This is a genomic window from Streptomyces sp. NPDC005302 (genome assembly GCF_040607345.1).
Taxonomy (GTDB): domain Bacteria; phylum Actinomycetota; class Actinomycetes; order Streptomycetales; family Streptomycetaceae; genus Streptomyces.
In genome coordinates this window covers 353,722-379,355 of sequence record NZ_JBEXGN010000002.1, presented here as the reverse complement: position 1 = coordinate 379,355, position 25,634 = coordinate 353,722, and the positions used below count along the sequence as shown (strand labels likewise).

The following is a 25,634-nucleotide window of genomic DNA, read 5'->3' as shown; positions in this document are numbered from 1 at the left end:
GGGGCAAGGAACCACAGGGCATGCAGGCCGTCCGTCGCGGGCGCGGGCGCGATCCGGAGCAATCCACCCCGTCCGGGAGGACCACTTCACATGGCCAAGATCATCGCGTTCGACGAGGAGGCACGGCGCGGTCTCGAGCGCGGGATGAACCAGCTCGCCGACGCCGTCAAGGTCACCCTCGGCCCCAAGGGCCGTAACGTCGTCCTCGAGAAGAAGTGGGGCGCGCCCACGATCACCAACGATGGTGTTTCCATCGCCAAGGAGATCGAGCTCGAGGACCCGTACGAGAAGATCGGCGCCGAGCTGGTCAAGGAAGTCGCCAAGAAGACGGACGACGTCGCCGGCGACGGTACGACCACGGCGACCGTGCTGGCCCAGGCGCTCGTGCGCGAGGGTCTGCGCAACGTCGCCGCCGGCGCCAACCCGATGGCCCTCAAGCGCGGTATCGAGAAGGCCGTCGAGGCCGTCTCCGGTGCCCTGCTGGAGCAGGCCAAGGATGTCGAGACCAAGGAGCAGATCGCTTCCACGGCCTCCATCTCCGCCGCCGACACCCAGATCGGCGAGCTCATCGCCGAGGCGATGGACAAGGTCGGCAAGGAAGGCGTCATCACCGTCGAGGAGTCCCAGACCTTCGGTCTGGAGCTGGAACTCACCGAGGGTATGCGCTTCGACAAGGGCTACATCTCGGCGTACTTCGCCACCGACATGGAGCGTATGGAGGCCGTCCTCGACGACCCGTACATCCTGATCGCGAACTCCAAGATCGCGAACGTCAAGGACCTGCTCCCGCTCCTCGAGAAGGTCATGCAGGGCGGCAAGCCGCTGCTGATCATCGCCGAGGACGTCGAGGGCGAGGCGCTGTCGACCCTGGTCGTCAACAAGATCCGTGGCACCTTCAAGTCCGTCGCCGTCAAGGCTCCGGGCTTCGGTGACCGCCGCAAGGCCATGCTCGGCGACATCGCCATCCTCACGGGCGGCGAGGTCATCTCCGAGGAGGTCGGCCTCAAGCTGGAGAACGCGGGTCTGGACCTGCTGGGCCGTGCCCGCAAGGTCGTCATCACCAAGGACGAGACCACGATCGTCGACGGCTCCGGCTCTGCCGACCAGGTCGCCGGCCGGGTCAACCAGATCCGTGCCGAGATCGAGAACTCGGACTCGGACTACGACCGCGAGAAGCTCCAGGAGCGTCTGGCGAAGCTGGCCGGCGGCGTGGCCGTCATCAAGGCCGGTGCCGCCACCGAGGTCGAGCTCAAGGAGCGCAAGCACCGCATCGAGGACGCCGTTCGCAACGCGAAGGCGGCCGTCGAGGAGGGCATCGTCGCCGGTGGTGGCGTGGCCCTGCTCCAGGCTTCCTCGGTCTTCGAGAAGCTCGAGCTCACCGGTGACGAGGCGACCGGCGCCAACGCCGTGAAGCTCGCGCTGGAAGCCCCGCTCAAGCAGATCGCCGTCAACGGTGGTCTCGAGGGTGGCGTCATCGTCGAGAAGGTGCGCAACCTTCCCGTCGGCCACGGCCTGAACGCCGCGACCGGTGAGTACGTCGACATGATCGCCGAAGGCATCATCGACCCGGCGAAGGTCACGCGCTCTGCCCTGCAGAACGCCGCCTCCATCGCCGCGCTGTTCCTGACCACCGAGGCCGTCATCGCCGACAAGCCGGAGAAGGCCGCCGCAGGCGGCGCTCCGGGCGGCATGCCGGGCGGTGACATGGACTTCTGATCCCCTCGCGGATCAGCGGTTCGTCGCAGTACGAGACCGAGGGCGGCACCCCCACTGGGGGTGCCGCCCTCGGGCGTTCACGCTCTCCCGGGGTGATCAGGAGTTGCTGAACGCGTCGCGCAGCCGCATCTCGTTGAAGCCGTTGGCGTCGTAGTCGTCCGAGTACGTCAGCGCGAGCCGGCCGTTCGCGGCCGTGGCCACGGCCGGGCCGCCCTGGCCGCCGCCGGTCACCACGTTCATGCGGGTGGCGGGGAACCTTCCGGTCGTCGTGCCGTCGGCGTTGAAGCCGCGGGCCCACACGTCGTCCTGGCCCGCGAAGAGGGTGGCCGGGTTGCCGACGAGCACGTCGAAGGCCTCCTTCCACGCGACGACGAAGGTGCCGTCGTCGGCGACCGTGACATCGGCGTCCGCCTGGTCGGAGACCGGCCGCTTGCCGTCGACGTAGGGGCCGGTGTCCGTGCCGTCCTCGGCGGTCCGCCGGTCCGCCGCCGCGGGAGTGCCGGTCGCCGAGAAGAAGCGCTGGTTGATCCGCTGCGGCCGCACCAGGGTGCCGGCGCCGGTCGTGTACTCGTCGGTCCAGGCCACGACGAACCGGCCGTCGCCCGTGGAGGCCACCGCGGGCTTGCTCTGCTGCCCGTCGGTGAGGGAGTTGCCCACCTTGCGGGCCACGGAGAAGCCCCCGGAGGTGTTCAGCTTGGCGACACCGATGTTGAGGCCGCCGTTGCCGTCCGCGTCCTCCTCCCAGGCGATCACGGTGTTCCCGGCGTCGTCGATCGCCGCGTCGGGCCGTCGGTTGGAGCCCGCGGCACCGGAGTTGATCGTGCTGACCTGAACGTCCTGGTAGCGCAGCGCGCCGGTCGCGGACCAGCTGCTCGCGTACACCTGGTTGAGGGTCGAGCCGTCGGCCGTGTTCTCCCAGGCGACGCTGTAGGAGCCGTCGCCCGCCACCGCGACCGTCGGCCGCAGCTGGTCGCCGTCACCGGAGGCGTGCGGGCGCGGCAGGGTGGTGACCGTGCCGCCCGGGGTCACCTTGCGGACCGCGATGTCGGCGTACTTGTTGCCGTCGTCGTCCTTGGCCCACACGACGATCGCGTTGCCCTGGTCGTCCACGCCGACGTCGGGCTTCTGGTGCGACCAGGTCGTGCCGGTGCCGGTGTTGCCGTTGCTCAGCAGCTTCTCGTCCCACAGCGGCGCCCCGTCCTTGTACAGGCGCAGGTACACGTCGGTGCCCAGCTCGATGTCCGAGGAGTCGTGCCGGTCGCCCTGCTCGTAGGCCACAGCGGTGTAGACCGAGGAGGTGCCGCCGGAGGCGACGGCGCTGTAGTGCTGGTCGCCGTTCGTGCCCACGTTGACCCGGGAGTAGTGCTGGGCCGTCGAGCCGTACTTCGCGGCGTCGAGGTCGACCGCGCTCGCGCGCACCTTGTTGAAGTTGGCGACGTACGCCTGGTAGGTGCCCGCGTCGTCGATGCGCAGGATCGTCTCGTCGTTCGTCTTCAGCGAGCCCGCGGTCCAGTTGTGGGAGCCCGTGTACACGTGCTGGACCTGGGTGCCGTCGCTCTTCTTCCACTCCGTCAGCAGGTACTTGGAGTGGGTGGTGCCGTGGTTGCAGGAGGCGCCCGCCGAGGTCTTGTAGCGGCAGCCGCCGGGACGGTTGCCGTAGGCCGCGATGTCGAGGGCGGTCAGGTCGTTGATGCCCTTGTTGCCGCCGCCGTCACTGAGGTCGCGGGCGTTCGCGTCGACACCGCATCCCTCGGACCGTTTCGTCGCCAGGGCGTCGTAGACGGCGGGACGGGTGGTCCGCTGGTCGAGTTCGGCGGCCGAGATACGGATCTTCCCGTCCATCGAGCAGTCGACCTGGTCGATGAACGAGGCGAGGATGTCGGCGTTGCCGTAGTGGGCGGCGTCCGAGGCGGTGTCGCGCGGGGAGAAGTACGCCTCGACCGGGGACGCGGGGTCGCCGGTGGTGTGGTCGTACGTCGTGTGCAGGCTGTCGCCGGCGTGCTTGACCTGGTCGTTGAAGTGCGCGCGGTACCGGGAGGCGAGGGTCGCGTTGCCGGACACGACGACGGCGTTGTTGATCTCGCCGTCCTGGCCGCCCGCGAGGTTCTGAGAGGCCTGCCAGACAACGTTCTTGCGTCCGTCGGTGAGCGAGTCGAGCACGAGGTACTTGTCGTGGTCGATCGCGTTCGTGTCGCCCGAACCGTTGCCGAGGCACCCGCGGGAGCACCAGGTGAGGGTGGAGCCGCCGGTCAGCGCGAGGCTGTCCAGGTCGCTGCTGGGCCGGTTCGCCGACTCCGAGATGATGCGCAGCGTGACGCCGCGGCTCTGGGCGGCGGTGAGCTTGGCCCGCAGGTCCGCGCTGTTGAACCAGTACATGCCCATGTACAGGGTCGAGCCGGGAGCCGCGAGGTCGATCAGGTCGCCTACCGAGACGTTGATCGAGGAGTCGTAGGTCGTGGGCTTGGGGTAGTTGAAGACCGATGTGTAGTTCCCGGAGACCACGGTCTCCGCCTGGGCGGCGGCCGGGGCCAGCAGGGTCGCGCCGAGAGCCAGAGGCGCGGCGAGCGCGGCCACCCGTCTTATGTGTCTGCCCATCAGTTTCCTTTTGTTCGGGGCCTGTTCGAGCCGATCACACCCTATAGACAGGCGTGGGCCGCTCCTCGCGTGCTGCCGGACGCGCGTGATCTTCCCCGTCGGCCGGTCCGCGGTCGGGGCGGGCCGAGGCGGCGCGGGCGTGGCCCGGATCACAGGGAGGCGTGCGGGGGTGCCGGAATGTGGTGCCGGATGTGGTGGTTGACGCTGACGGGCAGTCGATGCATGCGCACATACCGCGTGGAATCCTCTGCTCCGCAGACCGTCCGACGTGCTACCGCCGACCTCTCCGAGGAGCCCCCACATGACCGCTGACGCCGCGTCCCGCGCCGCCGACATCCTTGCCCGTCCCGTGTCCCTGAACGGTCTGACCGTCCCGAACCGGATCGCGATGGCCCCGATGACCCGGATGTTCTCGCCGGGCGGCGTACCGGGCGAGGACGTCGTCGGCTACTACGCGCGGCGCGCCGCGGCGGGCGTCGGCCTCATCGTGACCGAGGGCACGTACGTCGGCCACGACTCCGCCGGTCAGAGCGACCGCGTTCCGCGCTTCCACGGCGAGGACCAGCTGGCCGGATGGAAGAACGTCGCCGACGCCGTGCACGCGGCCGGCGGCACGATCGTCCCGCAGCTGTGGCACATCGGCATGGTCCGCCAGGCCGGCGAGCCGCCCTTCGCGGACGCCCCGGCCGTCGGCCCCTCCGGCCTCGCCACCGAGGGCGCGGACGTCACCGGCAAGGCCATGACCCAGCAGGACCTCGACGACGTCATCGAGGCGTTCGCGAAGGCCGCCGCCGAGGCCGAGCGCATCGGCTTCGACGGCGTCGAGCTGCACGGCGCCCACGGCTACCTGCTCGACCAGTTCCACTGGGCCGGCACCAACCGCCGCACCGACGCCTACGGCGGCGACCCGGTCGCCCGCACCACGTTCTCCGCCGAGATCGTCGCCGCGGTCCGCGCCGCCGTCTCGCCCGAGTTCCCCGTCATCTTCCGCTACTCGCAGTGGAAGCAGCAGGCGTACGACGCCCGTCTCGCCGAGACCCCGGAGGAGCTGGAGGCGATCCTCGCCCCGCTCGCCGCCGCCGGAGTCGACGCCTTCCACGCCTCCACCCGCCGCTACTGGGTGCCCGAGTTCGACGGTTCCGACCTCAACCTCGCCGGCTGGTCGAAGAAGATCACCGGCAAGCCGGCCATCTCCGTCGGCTCCGTGGGCCTGGACGGCGAGTTCCTCAAGGCATTCCAGGGCGAGGGTTCCTCGGTGCGCGGCATCGACGACCTCCTCGACCGCCTGGAGCGCGACGAGTTCGACATGGTCGCCATCGGCCGCGCGCTGCTCCAGGACCCGGAGTGGGCCGCCAAGGTCCTCGCCGGCCGCTTCGACGACCTGAAGCCGTACGACGCCGCCGCGCTGAAGACGCTCAGCTAGTCCGAGCCTGCCTGAAGAGGCGGCGCCCGCTGTGACGCGGGCGCCGCCTCCTGCCGTTTCCCGCGCCGGTCAGCCGTCGGCGCCGACGTGCCCGACGAACACGGCCCAGGCGGCGGCGCCGAAGGCGATCACGGGGCCGAGGTTCTTGGAGTCCCGCACGGGGACGAGGGTGGCGTGACCATCGGCCACTTCGAGGCAGTTTCCGCCGGTGGCATCGCTGTAGCTGGACCTGTGCCAAGTGGTGTCGCTCAGGGGGTACTCAGGGTTGTTCCTCATGTGAGTAATCCTCTGCCACTGCTTCGATCAGGGCTAGGGATTCCGCCGGTGAGAGCGCGCTGGCCCCGAGTAGGTCGAAGGTCAGCTCGTAGCTGGTGACCGTTCCTGGGTAGTCCTCCAGTCGCCCTGTGCCCAAGCCCTCCAAATAGGCGAGTGGGGGTGCGTCCTCAAACGCCATCAGCTTGAGAGAGCCACCCATCGCCATGTGGGCGCCTGCCTCGAACGGCAGTACCTGGATGATGATCCGGTGTCGCCTCGCGAGCGCCGCGATGTGCCGTAGGGCCTCAGCCATGACGTTCGCGCCACCAACCTGTCGGCGTAGGACGGCTTCGTCCAGAACTGCCCACAACAGCGGGGTTGTTGGATCTTCCAGAATCTGGGCCCGTTCCACTCTCGCTGCGACCAGATCATCGATCACGTCTGCTGTGGCGGTCGGGCGGCCTCCACGGAACACGGCCCGCGCATAACTTGCCGTCTGCAGCAGCCCTGGGATCAGCAGAGGCGCGTACTCCCTGATCGCCGATGCGATCGCCTCCGCCTCCGCCGCCTCCGCGAAGTGGTCCGGGTACTTGGACCTGGCCAAGGCCCTGCAGTTGCGCTCGAAGAAGCCCTTCGTGTTCAGGATCTCGTCTATCTGGACCGCGTATTCGAGGTGCAGCCGCCGGGTCCCCGCCTCCAGCTGGCCGATGAACGAGCCGCTCACGAAGAGGGGTTCGCCCAGCTCCGCCTGGGAGAGCCCCGCGTTCTCGCGGGCGTACCGCAACTCCGCCCCGATCATCGCGCGGGGTGAGGAGGCGGGGTCGAGGTCCTTCGGTCCGGGCATGGCAACTCCCTGTCACACAGCTGGGGTTGTTGAGACGCCGACTCTGGCCAGGTTAGAGGGGTGACGGCCACGCTGGGTGGTGAAAGCGAACACTCAGCGTGGAGGGAACGGGCGATGGAGATGACGCAGGGCAAGCGGGTACGGCCGACGGAGGAGATCGTGGCGGAGCTGCGGGCGGCGCTGACCGGCGTCGGCGTGGTGCTGCCGTCGCTGCGGGTCGATCCGGTCACCGGCGCGAGCGACGAGCCGTTCGCCCTGGTCGCGCTCGGCCGCTGCAACGTCGGCACGGCGCAGAAGCTGACCGCCGTGCTGCGTGCCTGCGTGGAGTACGCGGTCGACGTGCGGGACGGCCGGCTCGGCCAGGTGATGGGGCGCGAGGGCGGGCTCGTCCAGCTGCGGCCGCCGGGCGGCGGACGCGAGTGGGACTGCCCGCCGGAGTCCCTCGGGGAGGCGGCACCGGGGGACGTGCTGCGGGCACGGGTGCGGCGGATCAACGCGGAGCCGCGGCTGCCGTGAGGGAGGGGCCCGGGAGGTCACCGGTGAGGGGACCTCCCTGCTCGGCCCCGACCGCTACAGGTTGCCCATGGGCTCGATGTCGACCTTGACCGGGGTGCCCCAGATGCGGAGCACCTCGTAGTCGGTGAACTCGTGGACGAGGCGGTAGGCCATGCCGGGGCGGGGGGTGCGGCGCTCGGCGGCGAGATAGCGCTCGGCCTCGTGCCGGTCGCGGCGCGGGGTGCCGCACAGGTGCCACTCCTGGCCGGTCCACACCTCGGGGAGCCAGCGCTGCTGAGGCTGGGGGCGGTCGCCCCGGACCCCGTACCGGGACATGGCGCGGTCGGGCATCTCGTCCGGCGCGGGTGTCCGGCCGTGCGTGTACGCGTCGTTGACCTCGGTGCGGCGGGCGGCGCGGCGGCGGGTCTCGCAGAGCAGGCAGCGGTCGGGGGCGCTCTCGTCCACCGGGCCGTTCGGATGCTCGGAGCAGCGGGTGGTCGGCGCGGCCGTCGTCACCGTCTCCTCCAGCAGGTCCAGGGCCCGCTTCAGGTCCGCCTTGACCTCGTGCAGCTTGGCGTCGGAGGTGTCGGCGTTCAGGGCGTCGCCGTGCTCCCCGAGCACCCGCAGGGCGCGCCCGAGGGCGGTCAGCTGTGCGTGGTTCATGGTCCCAGCGTCGCACGCGCCGCCGACAGCGCGGTCACGCGGCGGCCGGTTCCGGGGGCCGGACGCGTGTCCGGCGGTCCAGGCCGAAGAAGTAGGTCGCGGTGAAGCCGACGGCGTACCCGGTCAGCAGGCCGCCCGCGTAGATCGCCGCGGTGAGGCCGAGGCCCCGGTTGCCGGACAGCAGCGGGAACAGGGCCCAGCCCGAGGGGCCGATGGCGGTCGAGCCGACCCGGTCGCCCAGCATCGAGAAGAAGCCGATGAAGGCGCCGCCCGCCGCTCCGCCCGCGCACGCGGTGAGGAAGGGGCGGCCCAGGGGGAGCGAGACGCCGTAGATGAGGGGTTCGCCGACGCCGAGGAGGCCGGCGGGCAGCGCCGAGCGGATCGTCGTGCGCAGCGAGGTGTCGTGGCGCAGGCGTACGTACACGGCGAGGGCGGCGCCGACCTGGCCCGCGCCCGCCATGGCGAGGACGGGCAGCAGGACGGTGTACCCCTGCTGCTCGATGAGCGTGGTGTGGATGGGGATGAGGGCCTGGTGCAGGCCGAGCATCACCAGCGGCAGGAAGAGGGCGCCGAGGACGAGGCCGGCGAACGCGCCGGTGGTGGAGAGGAGCCAGTTCGCGGCCGTCCCGATGGCGGAGGACAGCTCACCGGCCGCGTACATGAGGGCGTACAGCGTCACCAGGCCGGTCAGCAGCACGGTCAGGGTCGGGGTGACGAGGACGTCCAGGGATCTCGGGACCCAGCGGCGGCACCACTTCTCGACGCAGGTGCCGAGGAGGGCGGCGGCCAGTGCCCCGAGGACGCCGCCCTGGCCGGGCGCGAGCGTCATGCCGAACACCGTCACCTTGGCGACCCCGGCGTAGACGACGACCGCCGCCACCGCGCCGCCCAGGATCGGGGTGCCGCCGAACTCCTTGGCCGTGTTGTAGCCGACGAAGACGGCGATCAGCGCCATGAAGCCGCCGGCGATCGCGGCGAGCGCGGGCGTGACGCCCGTCAGCACACCGAGGTTGACCAGCAGGCCGTTCAGGCCGGCGATCACCCCGCAGCCGATCAGTGCCGGGATCAGCGGCACGAAGATGTCCGCGACCCGGCGCAGCAGCAGCTTGAGGGGTGTCGCGTTGCGCCGGGTCCGGTCGGCCTTCAGCTCGGCGCCGCGCAGCGCGAGACGCTCGGCCGTGGGTGTCAGCAGTGCCTCGAACTCGGGGGTCACCCGGGCGACCGTGCCGGGGCCGAGCACGATCTGGTAGCTGTCGTCGTCCGCGACGACGCCGAGGACGGCGGGCAGCGCCCGCAGGGCGTCCTCGTCGACCAGGCTCCGGTCCCGCAGACCCAGCCGGAGCCGGGTCATGCAGTGGGCGACGGTGAGGACGTTCGCGGGGCCGCCCACCAGGGGGAGGATCGCGGCGGCTGTGGTGGAGTCCGGTGTACGCACTCCCCGAGCGTGCTCGTCAGCCGGACGCCTTCGCCAGCGCGGCACGCAGATGGCCCTGGCTCTCCTCCAGAAGGCGGGCGGCCTCGGGCCCGTCCACCCCGCCGAGGATCGTCAGGATCGCGTTCTTCACCTCGCCGCCGGTGGCGGCGAGCGCCTGCTCGATCTCCTCGTCCGAGGCGCCGGTCGCGAGCGAGACGATCCGCCGGGAGCGGGCGCGCAGCTTCTCGTTCGAGGCCCGCACGTCGACCATCAGGTTCCCGTACGTCTTGCCGAGCCGGATCATCGTGATCGTCGACAGCATGTTCAGCACGAGCTTCTGGGCGGTGCCGGACTTCAGCCGGGTGGAGCCGGTGAGCAGTTCGGGGCCCACCACGACCTCGATGCCGTGGTCGGCGGCGGCCGCGAGCGGACTGTGCGCGTTGCACGACAGGCCGACCGTCAGCGCTCCGAGCGAGCGGGCGTGCTCGACCGCGCCCACCGCGTAGGGGGTGCGGCCGGAGGCGGAGACGCCGACCACCGTGTCGTCGGCGGTCAGCGCGAGCGCGTCGAGGTCGGCGGCGGCCAGTTCCCTGGAGTCCTCGGCGCCCTCGATCGAGGTGGACAGAGCGGTGGGACCGCCCGCGATCACGCCGACGACCCGGGCGGGGTCGGTGTTGAAGGTGGGCGGGCACTCGGAGGCGTCGAGCACGCCGAGGCGGCCCGCGGTGCCGGCGCCGGCGTAGACGAGGCGCCCGCCGCGGGCCATCCGCTCCGCGATGCCGTCGATCGCGGCGGCGATGAGCGGGAGCTGCGCGGCGACGGCCGTCGGCACCGTCGCGTCCTCCCCGTTCATCAGCCGGGCGATCTCCAGCGTGGGCAGCCGGTCGATCTCGGACAGTTCGGGGCGGAACGCCTCGGTGGTCAGCGTCTCCAACTCTGCTCGAAGATCGCCGTAGTTGGGCATGGAGGTCATGACGGGAGCGGCTCTTTCCGGTGAGGTGTCGTACCGCGCCCGGGAGAGGGGCGCGGCCGGGACGACGTACGGCACCGTCACGCGGGTGGCGTCAGGCCGCCCACGGACCGCAGTCTCCCTGCTGAATCAAGTCCCCCGGTTGGTGTCCCGCGAGGCGGCTATCGGCCGCCGCGCGGAGTATGGCGATGCGCCAGTGCCTCGTAGGAGGCGGCCAGCGCGGGCGCCGCCGTCTCGTAGGTGCGCTGGGCGACCCCCACGAACAGGCAGTCCACCACGAGGAGCTGGCTGGTGCGCGACGACATGGCCGCCGGCCGCAGCTCGCTCTCGCGGGCGGTGGACGTGGTGAGGATGTGGTCGGCGTACTGCGTGACCGGACCGCCGGGACGCCCGGTGATCGCGATCGTCGTCGCCCCGTGCTCGAAGGCGACCCGGAGCGGTTCGATGACGTCGCCGGTCGAGCCGGAGTGGGTGATGGCTATCGCGACGTCCTTCGCGCGCAGCTGCACCGCGTTGGTCACCGCGAGGTGCGGGTCGCTGTGCGCGTTGGCTATCAGACCGATCCGCATGAGCTTCTGGAAGAGGTCCTGCGCGACCAGGCCCGAGGCGCCGACGCCGTAGATGTCGATGCGGCGGGCGGCCGCGATGGCGGCGACGGCCGCGCCGAGCTGCACCGTGTCGAGCGAGGCGGCGGTGTCGGCGAGGGTCTGCTGCTCGTCGTAGGCGAGCTTCGCGACGACGTCGGCGATGGGGTCGTCGACCGCGATGTCGGCGGTGACGGCGGGGGCCCGGCCCGACTGCTGCTGGGCGGCGAGCCCGGCGAGCGCGAGGCGCAGGTCCCGGTAGCCCGGATACCCGAGGAGGCGGGCCGTGCGCACGACGGTCGCCTCGCTGGTGCCGGTGAGTTCGGCGAGCCCCGTGACCGTGAGGGCCGCGCAGCCGGCCGGGTCACCGGCGACGGCCTCGGCGACCCGCTGCATGGAGCGCGTCATCGAGGGAGCGAGGGTCCGCACCTTGGCCGCGAGGGCGGCAGGGGCGGGAGGAGCCTCGCCCGCGAAAATTTCCTTCACGTTCTGGGTCACATGATGAAAGATATTTTCCTTTGGGGCATACGGTCAAGGGTGCGCACAATGGGGGGCATGGACCCCAGCGACAACCCCCTCAGCCCCCTGGAACAGGCGCTCCACGCTGCTCGTGCCCATGTGCTCGCCGACCTGGTCGCGGGCCGGGTCGCCGAGGCGGACGTCGTCTCCCTCGTCGAGGATTCGGTGGTGCAGCGCCGCTGGTGGGTCGAGCAGTGGCCGGAGGGCGCCGGATTCGTCGCCGGGCTCGTCGCCCAGGACGTCCAGGACGCGCTCCTGGAGCGGCACGGGCGGTGGCCGCTCTGCCCCGTCTGCGGCAGCGGCGACCCGCACGCCCTGGAGGTCGAGCCCGAGCTGGGACCCGACCCGCACTGGGTGTGCCACCAGGCCGGCGTGAAGGTCTCCCCGGTGGGCTCCCTCGGTTCGGCGACCGGCACGGCCCCGCCCGCGTGACCGTCTACATCGATCCGCCCACCTGGCCGGGCCACGGCCGGGTCTGGTCCCACCTGATCAGCGACGTCTCCTACGAGGAACTCCACGCCTTCGCCGCGACGCTGGGCGCCCCCCGCCGCGCCTTCGAGCGCGACCACTACGACATCCCCTCGCACCGCTACGACGCCGCCGTGGCGGCGGGCGCCGTCGAGGTCGGCAGCCGCGAGGTGGTGCGGCTGCTGCACGGGGCGGGACTGCGGCGGCGCAAGCGCACGACCGGCTGACCGGTCCCGGCCCGCTCCCGCGGGGTGCGCCACCCGCCGCGTCCCGCTCCCGCGAGGTGAGCGGCCCGCTCAACTCTCGCGGGCGTACAGCCGCAATGACGGCTCCAGGTCGTGCAGTTCGTACGCCGCCCGCTCCTCGTCCTCGCTCACCCGGGTGAACCCGGCCCGGGCGATCACGCGCTGGGAGGGGGCGTTGTCCTGCTCGATGGCCGCGAACAGGAGCTTCACGTCGTCGCGGGCCAGGGCGTGCTCCGCGAGGGCGCACAGCGCCTCGGTCGCGTAACCCCGGCCGCGCGCGGTCTCCGCGAGGTCGTAGCCCACCTCGGCCCGCCCCTCCTCGTCGGGCACCCCGTGGAAGCCGATCCCCCCGACGGCCTGCCCGTCCTCGCGCCGCACGAGCACGAACATGCCCCACTCGGGCCGGTGCGTCCCCGCCTCGTACGCCTTCACGACCATGCCCGCGGCGTCCCGCGTGCCCTCGAACGGGCCGCCCTCGATCCACGCGAAGCCCCCGGTGCCGCCCGCGCGGAGATCGGCGGCGGCGGCCGGGGTGACGCCCTGGAGCGTGAGCCGCTCGGCGTCGATCACCAGGTTGTTGCGCCAGCGCCACTCGGTGACCGGGGCGCGGCCGGGCAGCTCGGCCCGTCCGGTGGCCCACAGGAGGGTGTTCCAGGGGGCGCCCGGTTCGGGCCGGACGTGCGGGAAGATCCGGGCCAGGACCCAGGTGCACAGCTCGGCCGGCGGCCGGTACGCGAGGCCGAGCCCCTCGGCGATGTCGTGGGTGTGCAGCAGGATCTCCGCGACACCCATCGCGGCGAAGCCCTCGCGGTTCGCGCTGCGGAACGGGTACGGGTGGAAGGCCCGCACCTCGCGCGGTGTCGTCCGCACGGCCGCGGCGAGCAGTCCGCCGGTCGCCTCGATCACCTCGACGGCCCCCGCGTTGTCGGTGCCGTCCTCCAGCGTGATGTCGAACGGCACATAGGCCGTGCCGGCCCGGCCCGCCAACTGCCCCGCGTACGCGACGAGATCACTCGCGATGTGCTCGGCGGTCCGCCGGCAGCTCCACTCCAGCCCTCCCGCCGTGGTTCCGTCCCAGTCCAGCCCGGCCGCCGGCCGCAGCAGCGCGGCACAGTCCCGGACGGCTGCCTCCACCTGGTCCCCACCCGTGTCTCCCATGCGGCCGAGGATAGGACGGATCACGCCTCGGAACACACGGGATCGGTCGCCGCGTTGCCCGTTCCGACGATCCGTGATCCCGGCGTGCGGCGTTGCAGGCGCAGCGAGACGACGGCCAGGGCGATGGCCGCCGTCGTCAGGGCCGCGCCCGCCCAGGCGGTGGCCCCGTAGCCGAGCCCCGCGTCGATGACCGCCCCGCCGAGCCAGGGCCCCGCGGTGTTGCCCAGGTTGAAGGCCGCGGTGGTGGTGGCCGCGGCCAGGGTGGGAGCGGCGGCGGCGACGTTGAACATCCGCGCGTTCAGGGCGGGGGCGGTGCAGAAGCAGGCGATACCGAGGAGGAAGGAGAGCAGCACCGCCGCGACGGCGTACCGCCCGAGGAGAGCGAACGCGACGAGCACGACCGTGTCGGCCGCCATCCCCATGATCAGCACCCCGAACAGGTGCGCGTCGGCGAACCGCCCGCCGATCGCCGTCCCGATGAGCGCGCCCACCCCGAACAGCGCCAGCACCGTCGGCACCCAGCCGTCGTCGAGGCCGGCGACATCGGTGAGCAGCGGGGCGAGGTAGCTGAACGCGCAGAAGACGCCGGCCGCGGCGAGGGCGATCGTGCCGATGGAGAGCCAGACCTGCCGGTCGCGGTAGATGCGCATCTCCCGTGTCATCCGGGGCCGTTCGGCCGGGCGGGGCAGGGGCGGCACCAGGGTCACGATGCCCACGAGCGCGATCGCGGACGCGGCGCCGACCGCCCAGAACGCGGAGCGCCAGCCCAGCCCCTCGCCGAGGAACGCCCCGGCGGGCACGCCCAGGACGTTCGCGACCGACAGGCCGCCGATCATCACGGCGAGCGCCCGGGCCCGCGACGTCGCCGGCACCATCGCGACGGCGACGGCCGCTCCGACCGCCCAGAACCCGGCGCAGGCCAGCGCGCTGACCACCCGTGAGGCGAACAGCACGGCGTACGTGGGCGCGAGGGCGCCGGCGACCTGGCCGAGCCCGAACACGGCGATCAGCGCGACGAGGGTGGCCCGCCGGGGCAGGCGCAGGGTCGCGACGGCGAGCAGCGGCGCCCCGACGACCATGCCGATCGCGAACGCCGAGATCAGCAGACCGGCCTGCGGGATGGTCACGCCCAGGTCCTCGGCGACGGGCGGCAGCAGCCCGGACAGCATGAACTCGCTGGTGCCGAGGGCGAAGACGGACAGGGCGAGGATGTAGACGGACAGCGGCATACGGGGGCGGCCACCGGCGGGACCGGTGGCGGGTATGTCCGGCTTCAGGGGACCGCGGCTCGGAGGCATGCCTCCTTCGTACGGCGTCCGGAGCGTGCCGTCGAACGGTTTCCCCGCCGTCCCGGATGACGGACGGGGGAGGGCGGTGGTGCGGAGGGAGGCGAAGCGGTGGGGGAAGCGGTGCCGAAGGCGCGGCCGGAGCGCCCCGCAGCCGACGGACCTTCCGCGCCGGTGGCCCGGCGCCCTCACCCCTCCGTCAGCGCCGCCAGCTCGGCCATGAGGTTCCGGCGGGCCGGACCGGACCACTCCCGCTCTCCGTACGACGTCCTGAACAGCCTTGGCAGATCGAGGAGTTGACGCAGCACGGCCGCCCGGCCCGCCCGGAAGGCGTCGTCGGGGACGAAGCCGTACTCCTCGCGGACGGCCGCGGCGTAGGCGGCGTACGCGGCCGGCGGCGAGGCCAGGATCGCCAGGTCGGCGTCGCACAGGACCGCGCCGTCGCTGTCGCCGTCGGCGGGATCGTGCGAGACGGTCAGCCGGACCAGCCGGACGACCTCGGCGGTGCGCTGCGCGCCGACCCCCAGCTCCGCCAGGGCACGCTCGGCCAGCCGCGCCGACCGCTCCTCGTTCTCCGAGCGGTCCGGCAGATACACGGCGTCGTGGAACCAGGCCGCGAGGCGCACCGCGGCCGGGTCCGCGGGCCGCTCCCCGTGCGCCTCCAGCACGTCGACGCGGTCGAGCACCGCGAGGAGGTGGTCGATGGTGTGGTAGCGCCGCTGCGGCTCGGCCCAGCGGTCCAGGAGGTTCTCCGCGTAGGGCTCCGGCGAGGGTCCCGGACCGTCCGCGCCGTCACGGGCGGCCCGTACGGTCCCGGCCCAGCGCTCCGCCAGATCCGCGCGGGCCGGATGCCGGGGACTCTTCCGACCGGTGCTGGGGTTGCTCTCTGCCGTCATCCGGCCATTCTCCTCGCCCCGGACCGCGTCCCTTCCTACCGTGGACCCATGATTCCTGGAGACGCACACGACGTACGGGACCCGGAACTGCCCGGCCTGCTTCTGCACACCGAGCGCGACGCGCTGATCCCCCTGTTGCGGGGCAGGCCCGAGGGGGACTTCGCGCTGCCGACCTCGGGGTGCCCGGCCTGGTCGGTGCGGGACGTGCTGGCGCACTGCTCGGCCGTGCTCACCCGGGTCGTCGAGAGCCGTTTCGAACGGGGGGTGTTCGGTCCCGAGGCCAACGACCGCGACATCGCCGAGCGCGGCGACTGGCCCACGGCCCGGGTCCTCGACGAGCTGGAGCGCGGGATGACCGAGGCCGGCGCGGCGATCGCCCGGTCCGACGGAACCCTCGACGCGGTCGCGCTCGGGGAGTGGGTGCACGCCGGAGACGTACGGGAGGCCCTCGGCGAACCGGGCGCGTACGACGGCGCGGGACTTCCACACGCCCTCACCCTCCTCGCCCGGTTCAGCAGGGAACGGGACCACCTGCCGCTGCACGCCGACCTCGACCACCTCGACGACCCGCTGCGCCTGGGCGGCGTCCCCGGCGACCGGCCCCCGGCCCGCTACATCGGCGACGCCGCGACGCTCGTACGGCTGTACGCGGGACGCCCGGTTCCGCAGGCGGCCGCGTACGAGCTGGTCGGGGCGGAGGAAACGGAGCTGAACCTGTTCGGGTGAGGGGCTGGGGACAAGCGGGTACGGAGCGGGGCGACGGCGGGCCGGGCCGGGCGGAGGGGGAAAACCCTCGGCCCGGCCGGGGCTTCTCGCGCCCCCGCGCCCGCGCGCGTACTCTTGGATTGGACTAGACCTGTAGCCGCCCAAGGAAGAGGTCCGATGAGCGAGCGGAAGAGCGCACTCCTGGAGGTGATCGCCCTCGGCGTGGAGGACGCGGTCGCCGCTCAGGACGGCGGAGCCGACCGGCTGGAGCTGGTCACCGACATGGCCGCCGACGGGCTGACGCCCTCGGTGGAGACCTTCGCCGGGATCCGTGCCTCCGTCGACATCTCGCTGCGCGTGATGCTGCGCCTGTCGGACGGCTTCGCCTCGGGAGGCGCGCAGGGCGTCGAGGCCCTGGTGCGCGCCGCGGGCGAGCTGCGGGCGGCGGGCGCCGACGAGTTCGTCCTCGGCTTCCTGGACCAGCACGGCGGCCCCGACCTGGCCGCCGTCGAGCGGATCGTCGCCGAACTCGACGGCTGCCGTTGGACGTTCCACCGGGCGATCGACCGCGCCGGTGACCGCGACGCGCTGCGCAAGCGGCTCGCCGGCCTGCCCGGTCTCGACGGCTATCTCACCGCCGGGTCCGCGACGGGCGTCGACGACGGCCTTCCCGTCCTGGTCGCCGAGGCGGAGCGCTGCGGCGAACCGGGGTACGAGCAGCGGATCATGGTCGGGGGCGGCCTGCGCCTCGACCATGTGCCCCGACTGCGCGCGGCCGGGGTCGACGCCTTCCACATCGGCGGCGCCGCCCGGCCCCTCGGCTGGACCGGGCCCGTCTCCGCCGTCGCGGTCCGGGAGTGGCGGGCCGCCGTCGACGCCCGGGCGCCGCTGCACGCGTAGCCCGGGGGCGGGGCGCTCCCGCCGGACCCCCGCCCCTCACACGCCGGAGGGAGTGGATTCCCCGCTGGTGTCGGTCAGTTCCGCCGGCAGCGGGGTCGCGTGCGTGACGATCAGGCCCGAGACCGCCCGGGTGAGGGAGACGTACAGGCGGCGCAGGCCGGTGCGTTCGTCCGGCTCGCCGTCGACGACGGCTTGCGGCTCGTCGAGCACCACGTAGTCGTACTCCAGGCCCTTGGCGAGCGAGGCCGGCACCAGGGTCAGCCGGGTCTCGGCCGTCGTCTCCTCGCCGGGGCCGAGATACGTCCGCCCGGCCGACGCCAGCGCCCGCGCGAGCACCGGGATCCGGGCGTCCGCCGCGATCAGCCCGATCGAGCCCTCCCGGCCCATCAACTCCTCGACCGCGTCGAGCACTTCACCGTCCCCGCCGGCCGCCCGCACCTCGAAGAGACCGGGGTTCTCCCGCACCGACGCGACCGGCGCGAGACCGGGCGCGATGTGCGGCAGCAGCCGCGACGCGTACGTGATGACATCCGTGGGGACACGGAAACCCGCCGTCAGCTCCTCCACGACGGCGTCCCCCTTTCCCAGATGCCCGAGCGCCTCCGCCCAGCTCCGGGTCGCCCACGGAGTGGTCCCCTGCGCCAGGTCACCGAGCACGGTCGCCGAGCCCGTGGTGCAGCGCCGGCCCACCGCGCGGTACTGCATCGGGGAGAGGTCCTGCGCCTCGTCGAGCACCACGTGCCCGAGCGAGTGCGTGCGCCGCACCAGATCGGTGGCCTCGTCGATCAGCACGGCGTCGGCCGCCGACCACTTCGCGGACTTCACGCCGCGCACCGGCTTGGCCCAGAGGATCTCCTTCTGCTCGGCCTCGTCGAGCAGTCCCTGCGCGTGCGCGGCGAGGAAGTCCGCGTCGCTCAGCAGCCGCAGCACCAGTTTCGCCGGGTCGACCTGCGGCCAGATCGCCTTCACGGCCGCCTTCACCGCCGCGTTCCGGGCGACGGCGTCCTGCACCCGGTCGTCCGGTGCTTCCCCGGAGCGCTCCATCTGGACCAGCACGGCGTGCGCGATGCGCTGCGGAAGGGCCTCGTGCGCGGCGCCGTACCGGATGTCCCGGGCGAGCAACTCGCTCACGATCTCCTCCAGTTCGTACGCCGCGACCCGCCAGCGGCGGGAGCCCCGGACCACCATCACCGGTTCCGTCGGCAGCGTCACGTGCGAGCGGACGGCCCGGCGCAGCACCTCCGCCATCCGCGCGTCGCCCTTGATCACCGCGGCCGGGGCGTCGTCGCTGCCGCGCACCTCGACATGCGCCACGAGGTCGTCGACGGTCGCCTGCCGGACCTCCAGCTCGCCGAGGGCGGGCAGCACCTGCTCGATGTAGTGCAGGAAGGACTTGTTCGGGCCGATCACCAGGGTGCCGGTGCGGGCCAGCCGGTCCCGGTGCGCGTACAGCAGGTACGCGACGCGGTGCAGGCCGACAGCGGTCTTGCCGGTGCCGGGGCCGCCCTGCACGCAGACCGAGCCGGACAGCCCCGACCGTACGATCTCGTCCTGCTCGGGCTGGATGGTCGCCACGATGTCGCGCATCGGGCCGACGCGCGGGCGCTCGATCTCCTGCTGGAGCAGCTTGCTGGTGGCCGCCGCCTCGGCGGGGTCGGAGAGGTGCTCGTCCTCGTAGGCGGTGAGGTCGCCGCCGGTGTAGCCGAAGCGTCGGCGCAGCCCGACGTCCATCGGGTCCTTCTTCGAGGCCCGGTAGAACGGCTGCGAGACCGGCGCGCGCCAGTCGATGACCATCGGGTCGCCGTCGGCGTCGTGCACGTGCCGGCGCCCGATGTAGAACCGCTCGCCCTCCGCGCCCTCGGCCCGGTCGGCGCCCGGCGCGTGCAGGTAGTCGAGGCGCCCGAAGAAGAGCGGGGTGTGGCTGAGGTCGGCGAGGGCCTTGATGCGCTCGCCGATCTGCCGGTGGAGCACCTCGGCGTTCACCCAGTTCGCGGTGACGTCGCGGATGTCGAGGTTCTCGGCGTCCTCGCGCATCGCGCGGAGCGCGGAGCGGGACAGGCCGAGGTGGGAGCGTTCGCGGGAGAGGGGATCGCCGGCTTCGGACGGTGCGGCGGACGGACCGTCGGACAGGGTGGACACGGGAATTGCCTCCGGGGACCTGCTGCGGGAGTGATGCGGGGGACTCGGACGGTCCAGGCCGGTCGGGCCCTGGATCTGTGGGGAATCCGTGCGCGATTCCGGATGCCGTCCGGTTTCCGTCCGGACGGCGGCACTCCGCGAAGGGAGGCGGGCAGGAGCGGAGATTCTAGGTGAGGGGCGCAGGCCGGTGCCAATGGGTTTTCCGGCCCCGGGCGTCCCGCCGGGGCGACGGACGGGCGGACGGCCCGGCTCGCGTCAGGGTTCGGCCCCCGGGCCCCTAGGGGGCGGTGTCCGTCGTGAGGTGTACGGCGGGCGGCACCGGGGGTGGACCCGGGGCAGGCCCAGGTTCGGTCGGAAGACCGACGCCGTTCGGGTCCGGGGATCGCACCATGGAGATATGAGTGCAGCCACTTTCACCCCAGGCCCTGCCCGTCCCGGCGCCGCCGCCCGCGGGGCGACGGCCGTCACCTCCGCCCACCACCGCCACCGCTTCGGCGACGCCCTGCGGGCCGTGAAGGTCTTCGCGGGCGCCGCGATCGACGTCGTCCTGCTCGGCGAGTACGGCGAGGAAGCCGGCGTCCGCCGCCGCTGACCCGCCGTACCCGGCCCGGCCGTGTCCCGCCGTGCCCGAACCCGTGCCCGAACCGGTGACCGCCCGGCTCGCGGGCGCCTCCCGTCAGCTCCCGCTGTCGGTCAGCAGGTCGTCGGCGTCCATGATCCGGTACGCGTACCCCTGCTCCGCCAGGAAGCGCTGGCGGTGCGCGGCGAAGTCCTGGTCGATGGTGTCCCGGGCGACGACCGAGTAGAAGTGGGCCTTGTGGCCGTCGGCCTTCGGACGCAGGACCCGGCCCAGCCGCTGTGCCTCCTCCTGGCGGGACCCGAAGGTGCCCGAGACCTGGATGGCGACCGTGGCCTCCGGCAGGTCGATGGAGAAGTTCGCGACCTTGGACACGACGAGCACGCTGATCTCGCCCTGACGGAACGCGTCGAACAGCTTCTCCCGCTGCGCGTTGCTGGTCTCGCCCTTGATGACGGGCGCGTTCAGGTGCTCACCCAGCTCGTCGAGCTGGTCGATGTACTGGCCGATCACCAGGGTCTGCTGGCCCGCGAACTTCCGTACCAGCGCCTCCGTCACCTTCCGCTTGGTCGCGGTGGTGGCGCAGAAGCGGTACTTCTCCTCCGTCTCGGCCGTCGCGTACGCGATCCGCTCGCTGTCCGTGAGGTTCACCCGCACCTCGACACAGTCCGCGGGCGCGATGTAGCCCTGCGCCTCGATCTCCTTCCACGGCGCGTCGAACCGCTTGGGGCCGATGAGGGAGAAGACGTCCGACTCGCGCCCGTCCTCCCGGACGAGGGTCGCGGTCAGCCCCAGCCGGCGCCGGGCCTGGAGGTCGGCGGTGAACTTGAAGACCGGCGCGGGCAGCAGGTGGACCTCGTCGTAGAGGATGAGTCCCCAGTCGCGGGAGTCGAAGAGTTCGAGGTGCGGGTAGACGCCCTTCCGCCGGGTCGTCAGCACCTGGTACGTGGCGATGGTGACCGGGCGGATCTCCTTGCGCGTACCGCTGTACTCGCCGATCTCCTCCTCGGTCAGCGAGGTCCGCTTGATCAGCTCGTGCTTCCACTGCCGGGCGGAGACGGTGTTGGTGACGAGGATGAGCGTGGTGGCCTTGGCCTGCGCCATGGCACCGGCCCCGACCAGCGTCTTGCCCGCGCCGCAGGGCAGCACGACGACACCGGAGCCGCCGTGCCAGAAGTTCTCCACGGCCTGCTTCTGGTAGGGCCGCAGCGCCCAGCCGTCCTCCGCGAGGTCGATGGCGTGGGCCTCGCCGTCGACGTACCCGGCGAGGTCCTCGGCCGGCCAGCCGAGCTTCAGCAGCGTCTGCTTGATCTGGCCGCGCTCGGAGGGGTGGACGGCGACCGTGTCGGCGTCGATCCGCCTGCCGACGAGCGGCGCGACGCGCTTGGAGCGCAGCACCTCTTCGAGGACGGGCCGGTCGGTGGTGGTCAGGACGAGACCGTGCGCGGGGTGCTTGCTGAGCGTGAGCCGGCCGTAGCGGTCCATCGTCTCGGCGATGTCCACGAGCAGGGCGTGCGGGACCGGATACCGGCTGAACTCGACGAGCGCGTCCACGACCTGCTCGGCGTCGTGCCCGGCGGCCCGCGCGTTCCACAGCCCGAGAGGGGTGACGCGATAGGTGTGGATGTGCTCGGGAGCCCGCTCCAGCTCGGCGAAGGGCGCGATCACCCGACGGCAGGCGTCGGCCAGCTCGTGATCGACTTCGAGCAGGAGCGTCTTGTCGGACTGGACGATGAGGGGTCCGTTCACACCCGTCCCTTTCTGCGCGGCGGCACCCGGCGCGGATGCTCGGCCAAACGTCCAGTGTGCCTTACCGGGGGGTGATCACGGCTGGTCGTCGGCCCGCTCCTCCGCCCGCCCCGCGGCGGGCGGCGTCACGGCTGGTCGTCCGCCAGTTCCGCCACTCCCGTCACCCGGTGCAGCGGGTAGGTGCGGACCTCGTCCGCCGTGTGGTCGTACGCGGTGACGAAGCCGCCCTCGACACGGATGGGGGCGATGACGCGCTGGCTGGCGGAGCCCTCGGCGTTGACGTAGCCGATCCACAGGGCCTCACCGGTGAGCACGGCCGCCTGCATGGTGGCGAGGGTCTCGGCGGAGCTGGTGCGGGGCAGCTCGCCGGTGACCGGGCCGTCGGCGGCCGGGTCCTCCTTGCGCGGGGCCGTCGAGGCGAGGTCCCCGGCCCGGATGGCACGGACCGCCGCGCCGAGGAGCGTCGCGTCGGGTACCGGCGGGCCGTCCGGGACGGGCTCGGGGGCGGTGCGCGGCGGCGTGCGGTGGGCGTGCGCCCGGGTGATCAGGACGTCACCCTCGGCGGACTCGGCGGCCGGCGCGAAGCCCATCGACCGCAGGCCCTCCAGCAGAGCCGCCGGGTCGGCCTGCGCGGCCAGCACCGTCGGCGCGAGCCGGCGCAGCCGGAACCCCTGCGACCGCTTGTCGGCGAGGATTTCGCTGAGCATGGCGTCGTCGTCGCAGCGGACGTAGGCCGACGCCGCCCCGATCCGCAGGTGCCCGTGCCGGCGCGCCACGTCGTCGATCAGGTAGGCGAGCGGCTGCGGGACCGGCGTACGGGAGTGGGCGGCGAGGAAGGCGTGCAGGTCGGAGGCCGAACGCCCGGCGTCCAGGGCCCGGCGTACGGAGCCCGGCGTGAAGCGGTAGACCGTCGCGCCGCCCTTGGACTCCACGTCCGCGAGCACCCCGAGCGTGTCGGCCAGCGGACGCTGCAGCGGGCCGGGCGCGACCGCCGTCAGGTCCGCCTGGAGCAGCACGTGGTCGAGCGGTTCGGGCAGCAGCGGCGCGACCAGCCGGGCCGCCCGCTCCGCCGCCGCGGCCTGCTCCGCGGGGGAGCGGGGCACGGCACCGGCCACGGCACGGTCCGCCGGGTGGTGCCGCTTGTGCGCGGGCAGCTTGGCGCCCGGCCCCGACGCCTCCGCCTTCGGCACGGCGGGCGAGGACGGCAGGCCCAGCAGGGCCCGCCCCTGCGCGGACAGCGCGCCCCGGCCGGTCACCCCGAGCAGCTCCGCCTCGGACAGGGTCCACCGGGCCAGCCGGGTCCGCAGGTCGTCCGTGGGGTTCCGGGCGCCGCGCGGCGGACGCTCCCAGTACAGCCGGGCGAGCAGGGAGTCCGGGGCGGGCGAGGAACCCTCGGGCAGGGTGCCGAGGAGCGCGAGGACACGATGGCGGACCTCGGGCGCCGCCGAACGGTCGAGGTTCGGGCCCAGCGCCGAGAGCGTCCGGTCCTTCGCGTCCCGCCCGCCGACCAGCCCCGCCGTGCGGGTCGCCGCCAGCCACGCCGAGGCGAGCCGCGCCCAGCGCTCGGCCGCCGGCAGCTCCAGCCACTCGTCGTAGGCCGGTGTCGCCGCGTACCGCTCGTCGGCCTCACCGTCGGACGCCACCAGGCCCGCCGCATGGGCGAGTTCCACCCAGAACGCGGCGACGGGCTCGGAGACGTCGAGCGCCACCGCCGTCCGCTTCAGGTCCCGCACACTCAGCCCGCCGGCACGCAGCACGGCGGGACCGCCCTCGTGCCAGTCCTTCAACAGCTCCTCGACCGTCGCCAGCGTCGTGTACGCCTGGCCGGCCGCGGCGGCGTCCACAACCTGTGGACGGTGCGTCGTCGCGGCCTCGACCGCGGGCGCCACCGGCTCCGTCACCCGGTGCGCGCGGCCCGCCCGCAGATGCAGGGCCACCTCCCGCGGCAGGACGACCGTGCCGGGCGCCGTCGGCAGCAGCATCCCCCGGCCGATCAGCCACCGCAGATGCGCCGCCGGGTCCGCCGTGACCTGCCCGTACGGCGGCCCCCACACCAGCCGCGACAGCACCTCCACCGCGTCGGCGGGCGCCTCGTCGAGCAGCGCGGACATCCGGCGCCGGTCGCCGAACAGGCCGCTCAGGGACGCCACCGCCGACACCGCGTCATGGGTCGTCGCGAGCCCCGCCGCGGCCACGATCTCCTGGATACGGCCCGGCGACATGCCCGTCGTGGCCTCGGCGACCGTCGGCCCGAGCCCGGTGGGGGACGGATGCTGCGGCGACGGCGCGAGCAGCTCGCGGGCCGTCCGCACGAGCCGCAGCCGGTCGTCGGGCCCCCAGACCAGAGCCTGCTCGCGGAGCGTCCCGAGGGCGTGCGGGAAGGCCGCCGTCACCGCCGGGTCGGCGTCGTCCCCCGCCAGCAGCCCGAGCAGTTCCTCGTACGTGGCCGGTTCGGGGGCCACGGCCAGAGCCTCGGCCGTCTGGAGCGCGAACCGGTCCAGCCGCTCCAGGGCGCGGACCACCGACGCCCGGGTGCCCGCCCGGGTGGCGAGCTGGGTGAGATCCGTGGGGACGGGCGTGATCAGGTCGGGACGGGAACGCAGCAAGGCGGTCAGCGAGGCGTCGTCCCGCGCCCGGAGTGCTTCCGCCAGGGACCGCGGGGCGGTCGTCTCGGGGCTCATCCTGTCAACGGTAGCGGGTGACCCGTCCCCGAGGCCCCGCCGCACGGCCTGTACGCGTACCCGGTGGGCGCGTTCCGCGGACGGGGCGGCCCCCTCCCCGGCGCGGAAAACCGGTACCTTCGTCCCCACGGGGAATCCAACGCACCCGCCCCGGAGGGGACTTCGTGGGGATCGAGAGCGACCAGCTGGTCTTCGACTACCTGAGCCGGGTCGGCGACCTGGCCCAGCAGCGGCAGTTGCCGTCGGCGACCCGGATGCGCCTGGTCACCGAGCTGCGCGGCGAGATCGACCGCAGCAGGGCCGACGACACCGCGGACAGCCCCGCCGCCGTCCGCCGCCTCCTCGAACGGCTCGGCACCCCCGACGCCGTCGTCTCCGCGGCCGGAGCGGGCCGCACACCGGGCTCCGCCTCCCCCTCGGGCACCGCCCCCGCGGCGTCCACGGACACCTGGGCCGCCGTACCCGCCCAGCGCTCCGACACCCCGCGGGAGCGCCCCAAGGGACTGCGCCGCGTCGTGCCCCGCCCGCGCCCCGCCGGGACCGCGCCCCCCGAGACCGTGCCCCCCGGGGAAGCGGGGGCCGACGTCCCCTCCCCGCCCCATCTGGCGAGCGCGTACGAACTGGGCGACAGCGCGACCCGGCCGGACTGGTGGCGGGTCACCGGCAGCCCCTTCGGCCTGGGCGACAGCGTGCCCGGGTTCACCGGCGGCGTGGAGATCCCCGAACTGCTCAAGCCGCCGCCCGCCGCGAAGGACCCGGCGGCGGAGGAGGCGGCCAAGGCGGCGGAGAAGGCGGCTGCGGAGAAGGCCGCCCGGGCCGACGGGACGGACAAGGGCAAGGGCAGGCGCGGGCGCTGGGCCCGGTTCGGCGCGAAGCGCCGGGCGAAGGCGGGCGCCGTGGACGCGACGGTCGTCGCCCCCGTCGTCGTACGTCGCCGATCGCTCCTCGCCGGCTCCACCAACCCCCTCCTGCTGCTCGCCGCCGCCCTCCTGGTCGCCGGCGCCGTCCTCGGCAACTGGTTCGCCCTCGGCCTCGGCTGGCTGATCGCCTACGGCTCCCGCCGGCTCACCCCCGCGGAGTCGAAGTGGGCGGTCCTCGTCCTGCCCGGCCTCGCGGTCACGGGAGGACTCGGCTGGCTCTGGGGCCGCCAGAACGGCCGCTGGGGCGACCCCGTCGCCGAGGGCCACATGAGCGACGCGATGGCCGAGACCTGGCCCTGGGTCGTCCGCGCGGCAGCCGTGGCCTCCGCCCTGTACCTGGTCTGGCGCTCCCAGCGCCGCCGCTGAGCCCGGCGGCCCGCACCGGACGTCCGGCAGACCCCGCTCCGCCCCGCCAGGGGGGCCCGGAGGGGC

At 73.2% G+C, this 25,634-nt stretch carries 22 protein-coding genes; 9 read left to right on the top strand and 13 right to left on the bottom strand.

The window, feature by feature from the left end; all coding sequences use genetic code 11:
- Positions 1-90 precede the first annotated feature (90 nt).
- Positions 91-1,716: a chaperonin GroEL gene (gene groL / locus ABZT74_RS04050; RefSeq protein ID WP_266760010.1), complete on the top strand. Its 1,626-nt coding sequence runs from the start codon at positions 91-93 to the stop codon at positions 1,714-1,716.
- Positions 1,717-1,812: 96 nt separating this feature from the next.
- Here the strand turns inward: groL and ABZT74_RS04045 are convergent, their stop codons facing one another.
- The gene (locus ABZT74_RS04045; RefSeq protein ID WP_356433330.1) at positions 1,813-4,311 is read right to left on the bottom strand and encodes a phospholipase D-like domain-containing protein; all 2,499 of its coding nucleotides are present in this window, start codon (positions 4,309-4,311) and stop codon (positions 1,813-1,815) included.
- A gap of 301 nt (positions 4,312-4,612) precedes the next feature.
- Between ABZT74_RS04045 and ABZT74_RS04040 the strand changes: the two genes are divergently transcribed.
- Positions 4,613-5,734 carry an NADH:flavin oxidoreductase gene (locus ABZT74_RS04040; RefSeq protein WP_356433329.1) on the top strand — a complete coding sequence of 374 codons (1,122 nt, stop codon included), beginning with the start codon at positions 4,613-4,615 and terminating at the stop codon, positions 5,732-5,734.
- 69 nt (positions 5,735-5,803) lie between these two features.
- Here ABZT74_RS04040 and ABZT74_RS04035 read toward each other — a convergent pair whose 3' ends face one another.
- A complete protein-coding gene (locus ABZT74_RS04035; protein ID WP_356433328.1) occupies positions 5,804-6,010 on the bottom strand; it encodes a DUF397 domain-containing protein in 207 nt (68 codons plus the stop codon).
- Complete coding sequence (locus tag ABZT74_RS04030; RefSeq protein ID WP_356433327.1) at positions 5,994-6,833, bottom strand: helix-turn-helix transcriptional regulator; 840 nt, start codon at positions 6,831-6,833, stop codon at positions 5,994-5,996. The genes ABZT74_RS04035 and ABZT74_RS04030 overlap by 17 nt, the downstream gene beginning before the upstream one ends.
- Before the next feature lie 114 nt (positions 6,834-6,947).
- Here ABZT74_RS04030 and ABZT74_RS04025 point away from each other — a divergent pair, with 114 nt between their 5' ends.
- Positions 6,948-7,349, top strand: coding sequence for a hypothetical protein (locus ABZT74_RS04025; RefSeq protein ID WP_356433326.1), 402 nt, complete (start codon positions 6,948-6,950; stop codon positions 7,347-7,349).
- A gap of 54 nt (positions 7,350-7,403) precedes the next feature.
- Here ABZT74_RS04025 and ABZT74_RS04020 read toward each other — a convergent pair whose 3' ends face one another.
- From ABZT74_RS04020 to ABZT74_RS04005, 4 genes are all read right to left on the bottom strand, one after another.
- Positions 7,404-7,991 (bottom strand): hypothetical protein, encoded by a 588-nt coding sequence (locus ABZT74_RS04020; protein ID WP_355873684.1) that lies wholly within the window; start codon positions 7,989-7,991, stop codon positions 7,404-7,406.
- Positions 7,992-8,025: 34 nt separating this feature from the next.
- Positions 8,026-9,426 carry a PTS transporter subunit EIIC gene (locus ABZT74_RS04015; protein ID WP_356433325.1) on the bottom strand — a complete coding sequence of 467 codons (1,401 nt, stop codon included), beginning with the start codon at positions 9,424-9,426 and terminating at the stop codon, positions 8,026-8,028.
- A gap of 16 nt (positions 9,427-9,442) precedes the next feature.
- Entirely contained in the window at positions 9,443-10,378 is a 936-nt protein-coding gene (gene murQ / locus ABZT74_RS04010) for an N-acetylmuramic acid 6-phosphate etherase (protein ID WP_356433324.1), read from the bottom strand.
- 158 nt (positions 10,379-10,536) lie between these two features.
- The gene (locus ABZT74_RS04005; RefSeq protein WP_356167219.1) at positions 10,537-11,457 is read right to left on the bottom strand and encodes a MurR/RpiR family transcriptional regulator; all 921 of its coding nucleotides are present in this window, start codon (positions 11,455-11,457) and stop codon (positions 10,537-10,539) included.
- Positions 11,458-11,514: 57 nt separating this feature from the next.
- On the opposite strand from ABZT74_RS04005, the gene ABZT74_RS04000 reads away from it, so the two are divergent.
- Positions 11,515-11,910 (top strand): hypothetical protein, encoded by a 396-nt coding sequence (locus tag ABZT74_RS04000; RefSeq protein WP_355873694.1) that lies wholly within the window; start codon positions 11,515-11,517, stop codon positions 11,908-11,910.
- Positions 11,907-12,173, top strand: a complete 267-nt coding sequence (locus tag ABZT74_RS03995) for a DUF4031 domain-containing protein (RefSeq protein WP_355873697.1) — start codon at positions 11,907-11,909, stop codon at positions 12,171-12,173. The genes ABZT74_RS04000 and ABZT74_RS03995 overlap by 4 nt, the downstream gene beginning before the upstream one ends.
- A gap of 69 nt (positions 12,174-12,242) precedes the next feature.
- Here the strand turns inward: ABZT74_RS03995 and ABZT74_RS03990 are convergent, their stop codons facing one another.
- The 3 genes from ABZT74_RS03990 to ABZT74_RS03980 all read right to left on the bottom strand — a co-directional run bounded on the left by ABZT74_RS03990 (position 12,243) and on the right by ABZT74_RS03980 (position 15,531).
- Complete coding sequence (locus ABZT74_RS03990) at positions 12,243-13,349, bottom strand: GNAT family N-acetyltransferase (protein ID WP_356433323.1); 1,107 nt, start codon at positions 13,347-13,349, stop codon at positions 12,243-12,245.
- Between the two features lie 20 nt (positions 13,350-13,369).
- Positions 13,370-14,578, bottom strand: coding sequence for a Cmx/CmrA family chloramphenicol efflux MFS transporter (locus ABZT74_RS03985; protein ID WP_356167549.1), 1,209 nt, complete (start codon positions 14,576-14,578; stop codon positions 13,370-13,372).
- A 245-nt stretch (positions 14,579-14,823) separates the two neighbouring features.
- Complete coding sequence (locus tag ABZT74_RS03980) at positions 14,824-15,531, bottom strand: hypothetical protein (RefSeq protein WP_356433322.1); 708 nt, start codon at positions 15,529-15,531, stop codon at positions 14,824-14,826.
- Positions 15,532-15,579: 48 nt separating this feature from the next.
- Between ABZT74_RS03980 and ABZT74_RS03975 the strand changes: the two genes are divergently transcribed.
- A complete protein-coding gene (locus ABZT74_RS03975; protein ID WP_356167211.1) occupies positions 15,580-16,257 on the top strand; it encodes a maleylpyruvate isomerase family mycothiol-dependent enzyme in 678 nt (225 codons plus the stop codon).
- Positions 16,258-16,413: 156 nt separating this feature from the next.
- Positions 16,414-17,136 (top strand): copper homeostasis protein CutC, encoded by a 723-nt coding sequence (locus ABZT74_RS03970; RefSeq protein ID WP_356433321.1) that lies wholly within the window; start codon positions 16,414-16,416, stop codon positions 17,134-17,136.
- A gap of 36 nt (positions 17,137-17,172) precedes the next feature.
- Here ABZT74_RS03970 and ABZT74_RS03965 read toward each other — a convergent pair whose 3' ends face one another.
- Positions 17,173-19,170, bottom strand: coding sequence for an AAA family ATPase (locus ABZT74_RS03965; protein WP_356433388.1), 1,998 nt, complete (start codon positions 19,168-19,170; stop codon positions 17,173-17,175).
- A gap of 502 nt (positions 19,171-19,672) precedes the next feature.
- On the opposite strand from ABZT74_RS03965, the gene ABZT74_RS03960 reads away from it, so the two are divergent.
- Positions 19,673-19,867, top strand: a complete 195-nt coding sequence (locus tag ABZT74_RS03960) for a hypothetical protein (RefSeq protein ID WP_355873713.1) — start codon at positions 19,673-19,675, stop codon at positions 19,865-19,867.
- Positions 19,868-19,951: 84 nt separating this feature from the next.
- Here ABZT74_RS03960 and ABZT74_RS03955 read toward each other — a convergent pair whose 3' ends face one another.
- Positions 19,952-21,601: a DNA repair helicase XPB gene (locus ABZT74_RS03955; protein WP_355873716.1), complete on the bottom strand. Its 1,650-nt coding sequence runs from the start codon at positions 21,599-21,601 to the stop codon at positions 19,952-19,954.
- 125 nt (positions 21,602-21,726) lie between these two features.
- Positions 21,727-24,282 carry a helicase C-terminal domain-containing protein gene (locus ABZT74_RS03950; RefSeq protein ID WP_356433320.1) on the bottom strand — a complete coding sequence of 852 codons (2,556 nt, stop codon included), beginning with the start codon at positions 24,280-24,282 and terminating at the stop codon, positions 21,727-21,729.
- A gap of 164 nt (positions 24,283-24,446) precedes the next feature.
- Here ABZT74_RS03950 and ABZT74_RS03945 point away from each other — a divergent pair, with 164 nt between their 5' ends.
- Entirely contained in the window at positions 24,447-25,568 is a 1,122-nt protein-coding gene (locus tag ABZT74_RS03945; protein ID WP_356433319.1) for a hypothetical protein, read from the top strand.
- Positions 25,569-25,634 lie beyond the last annotated feature (66 nt).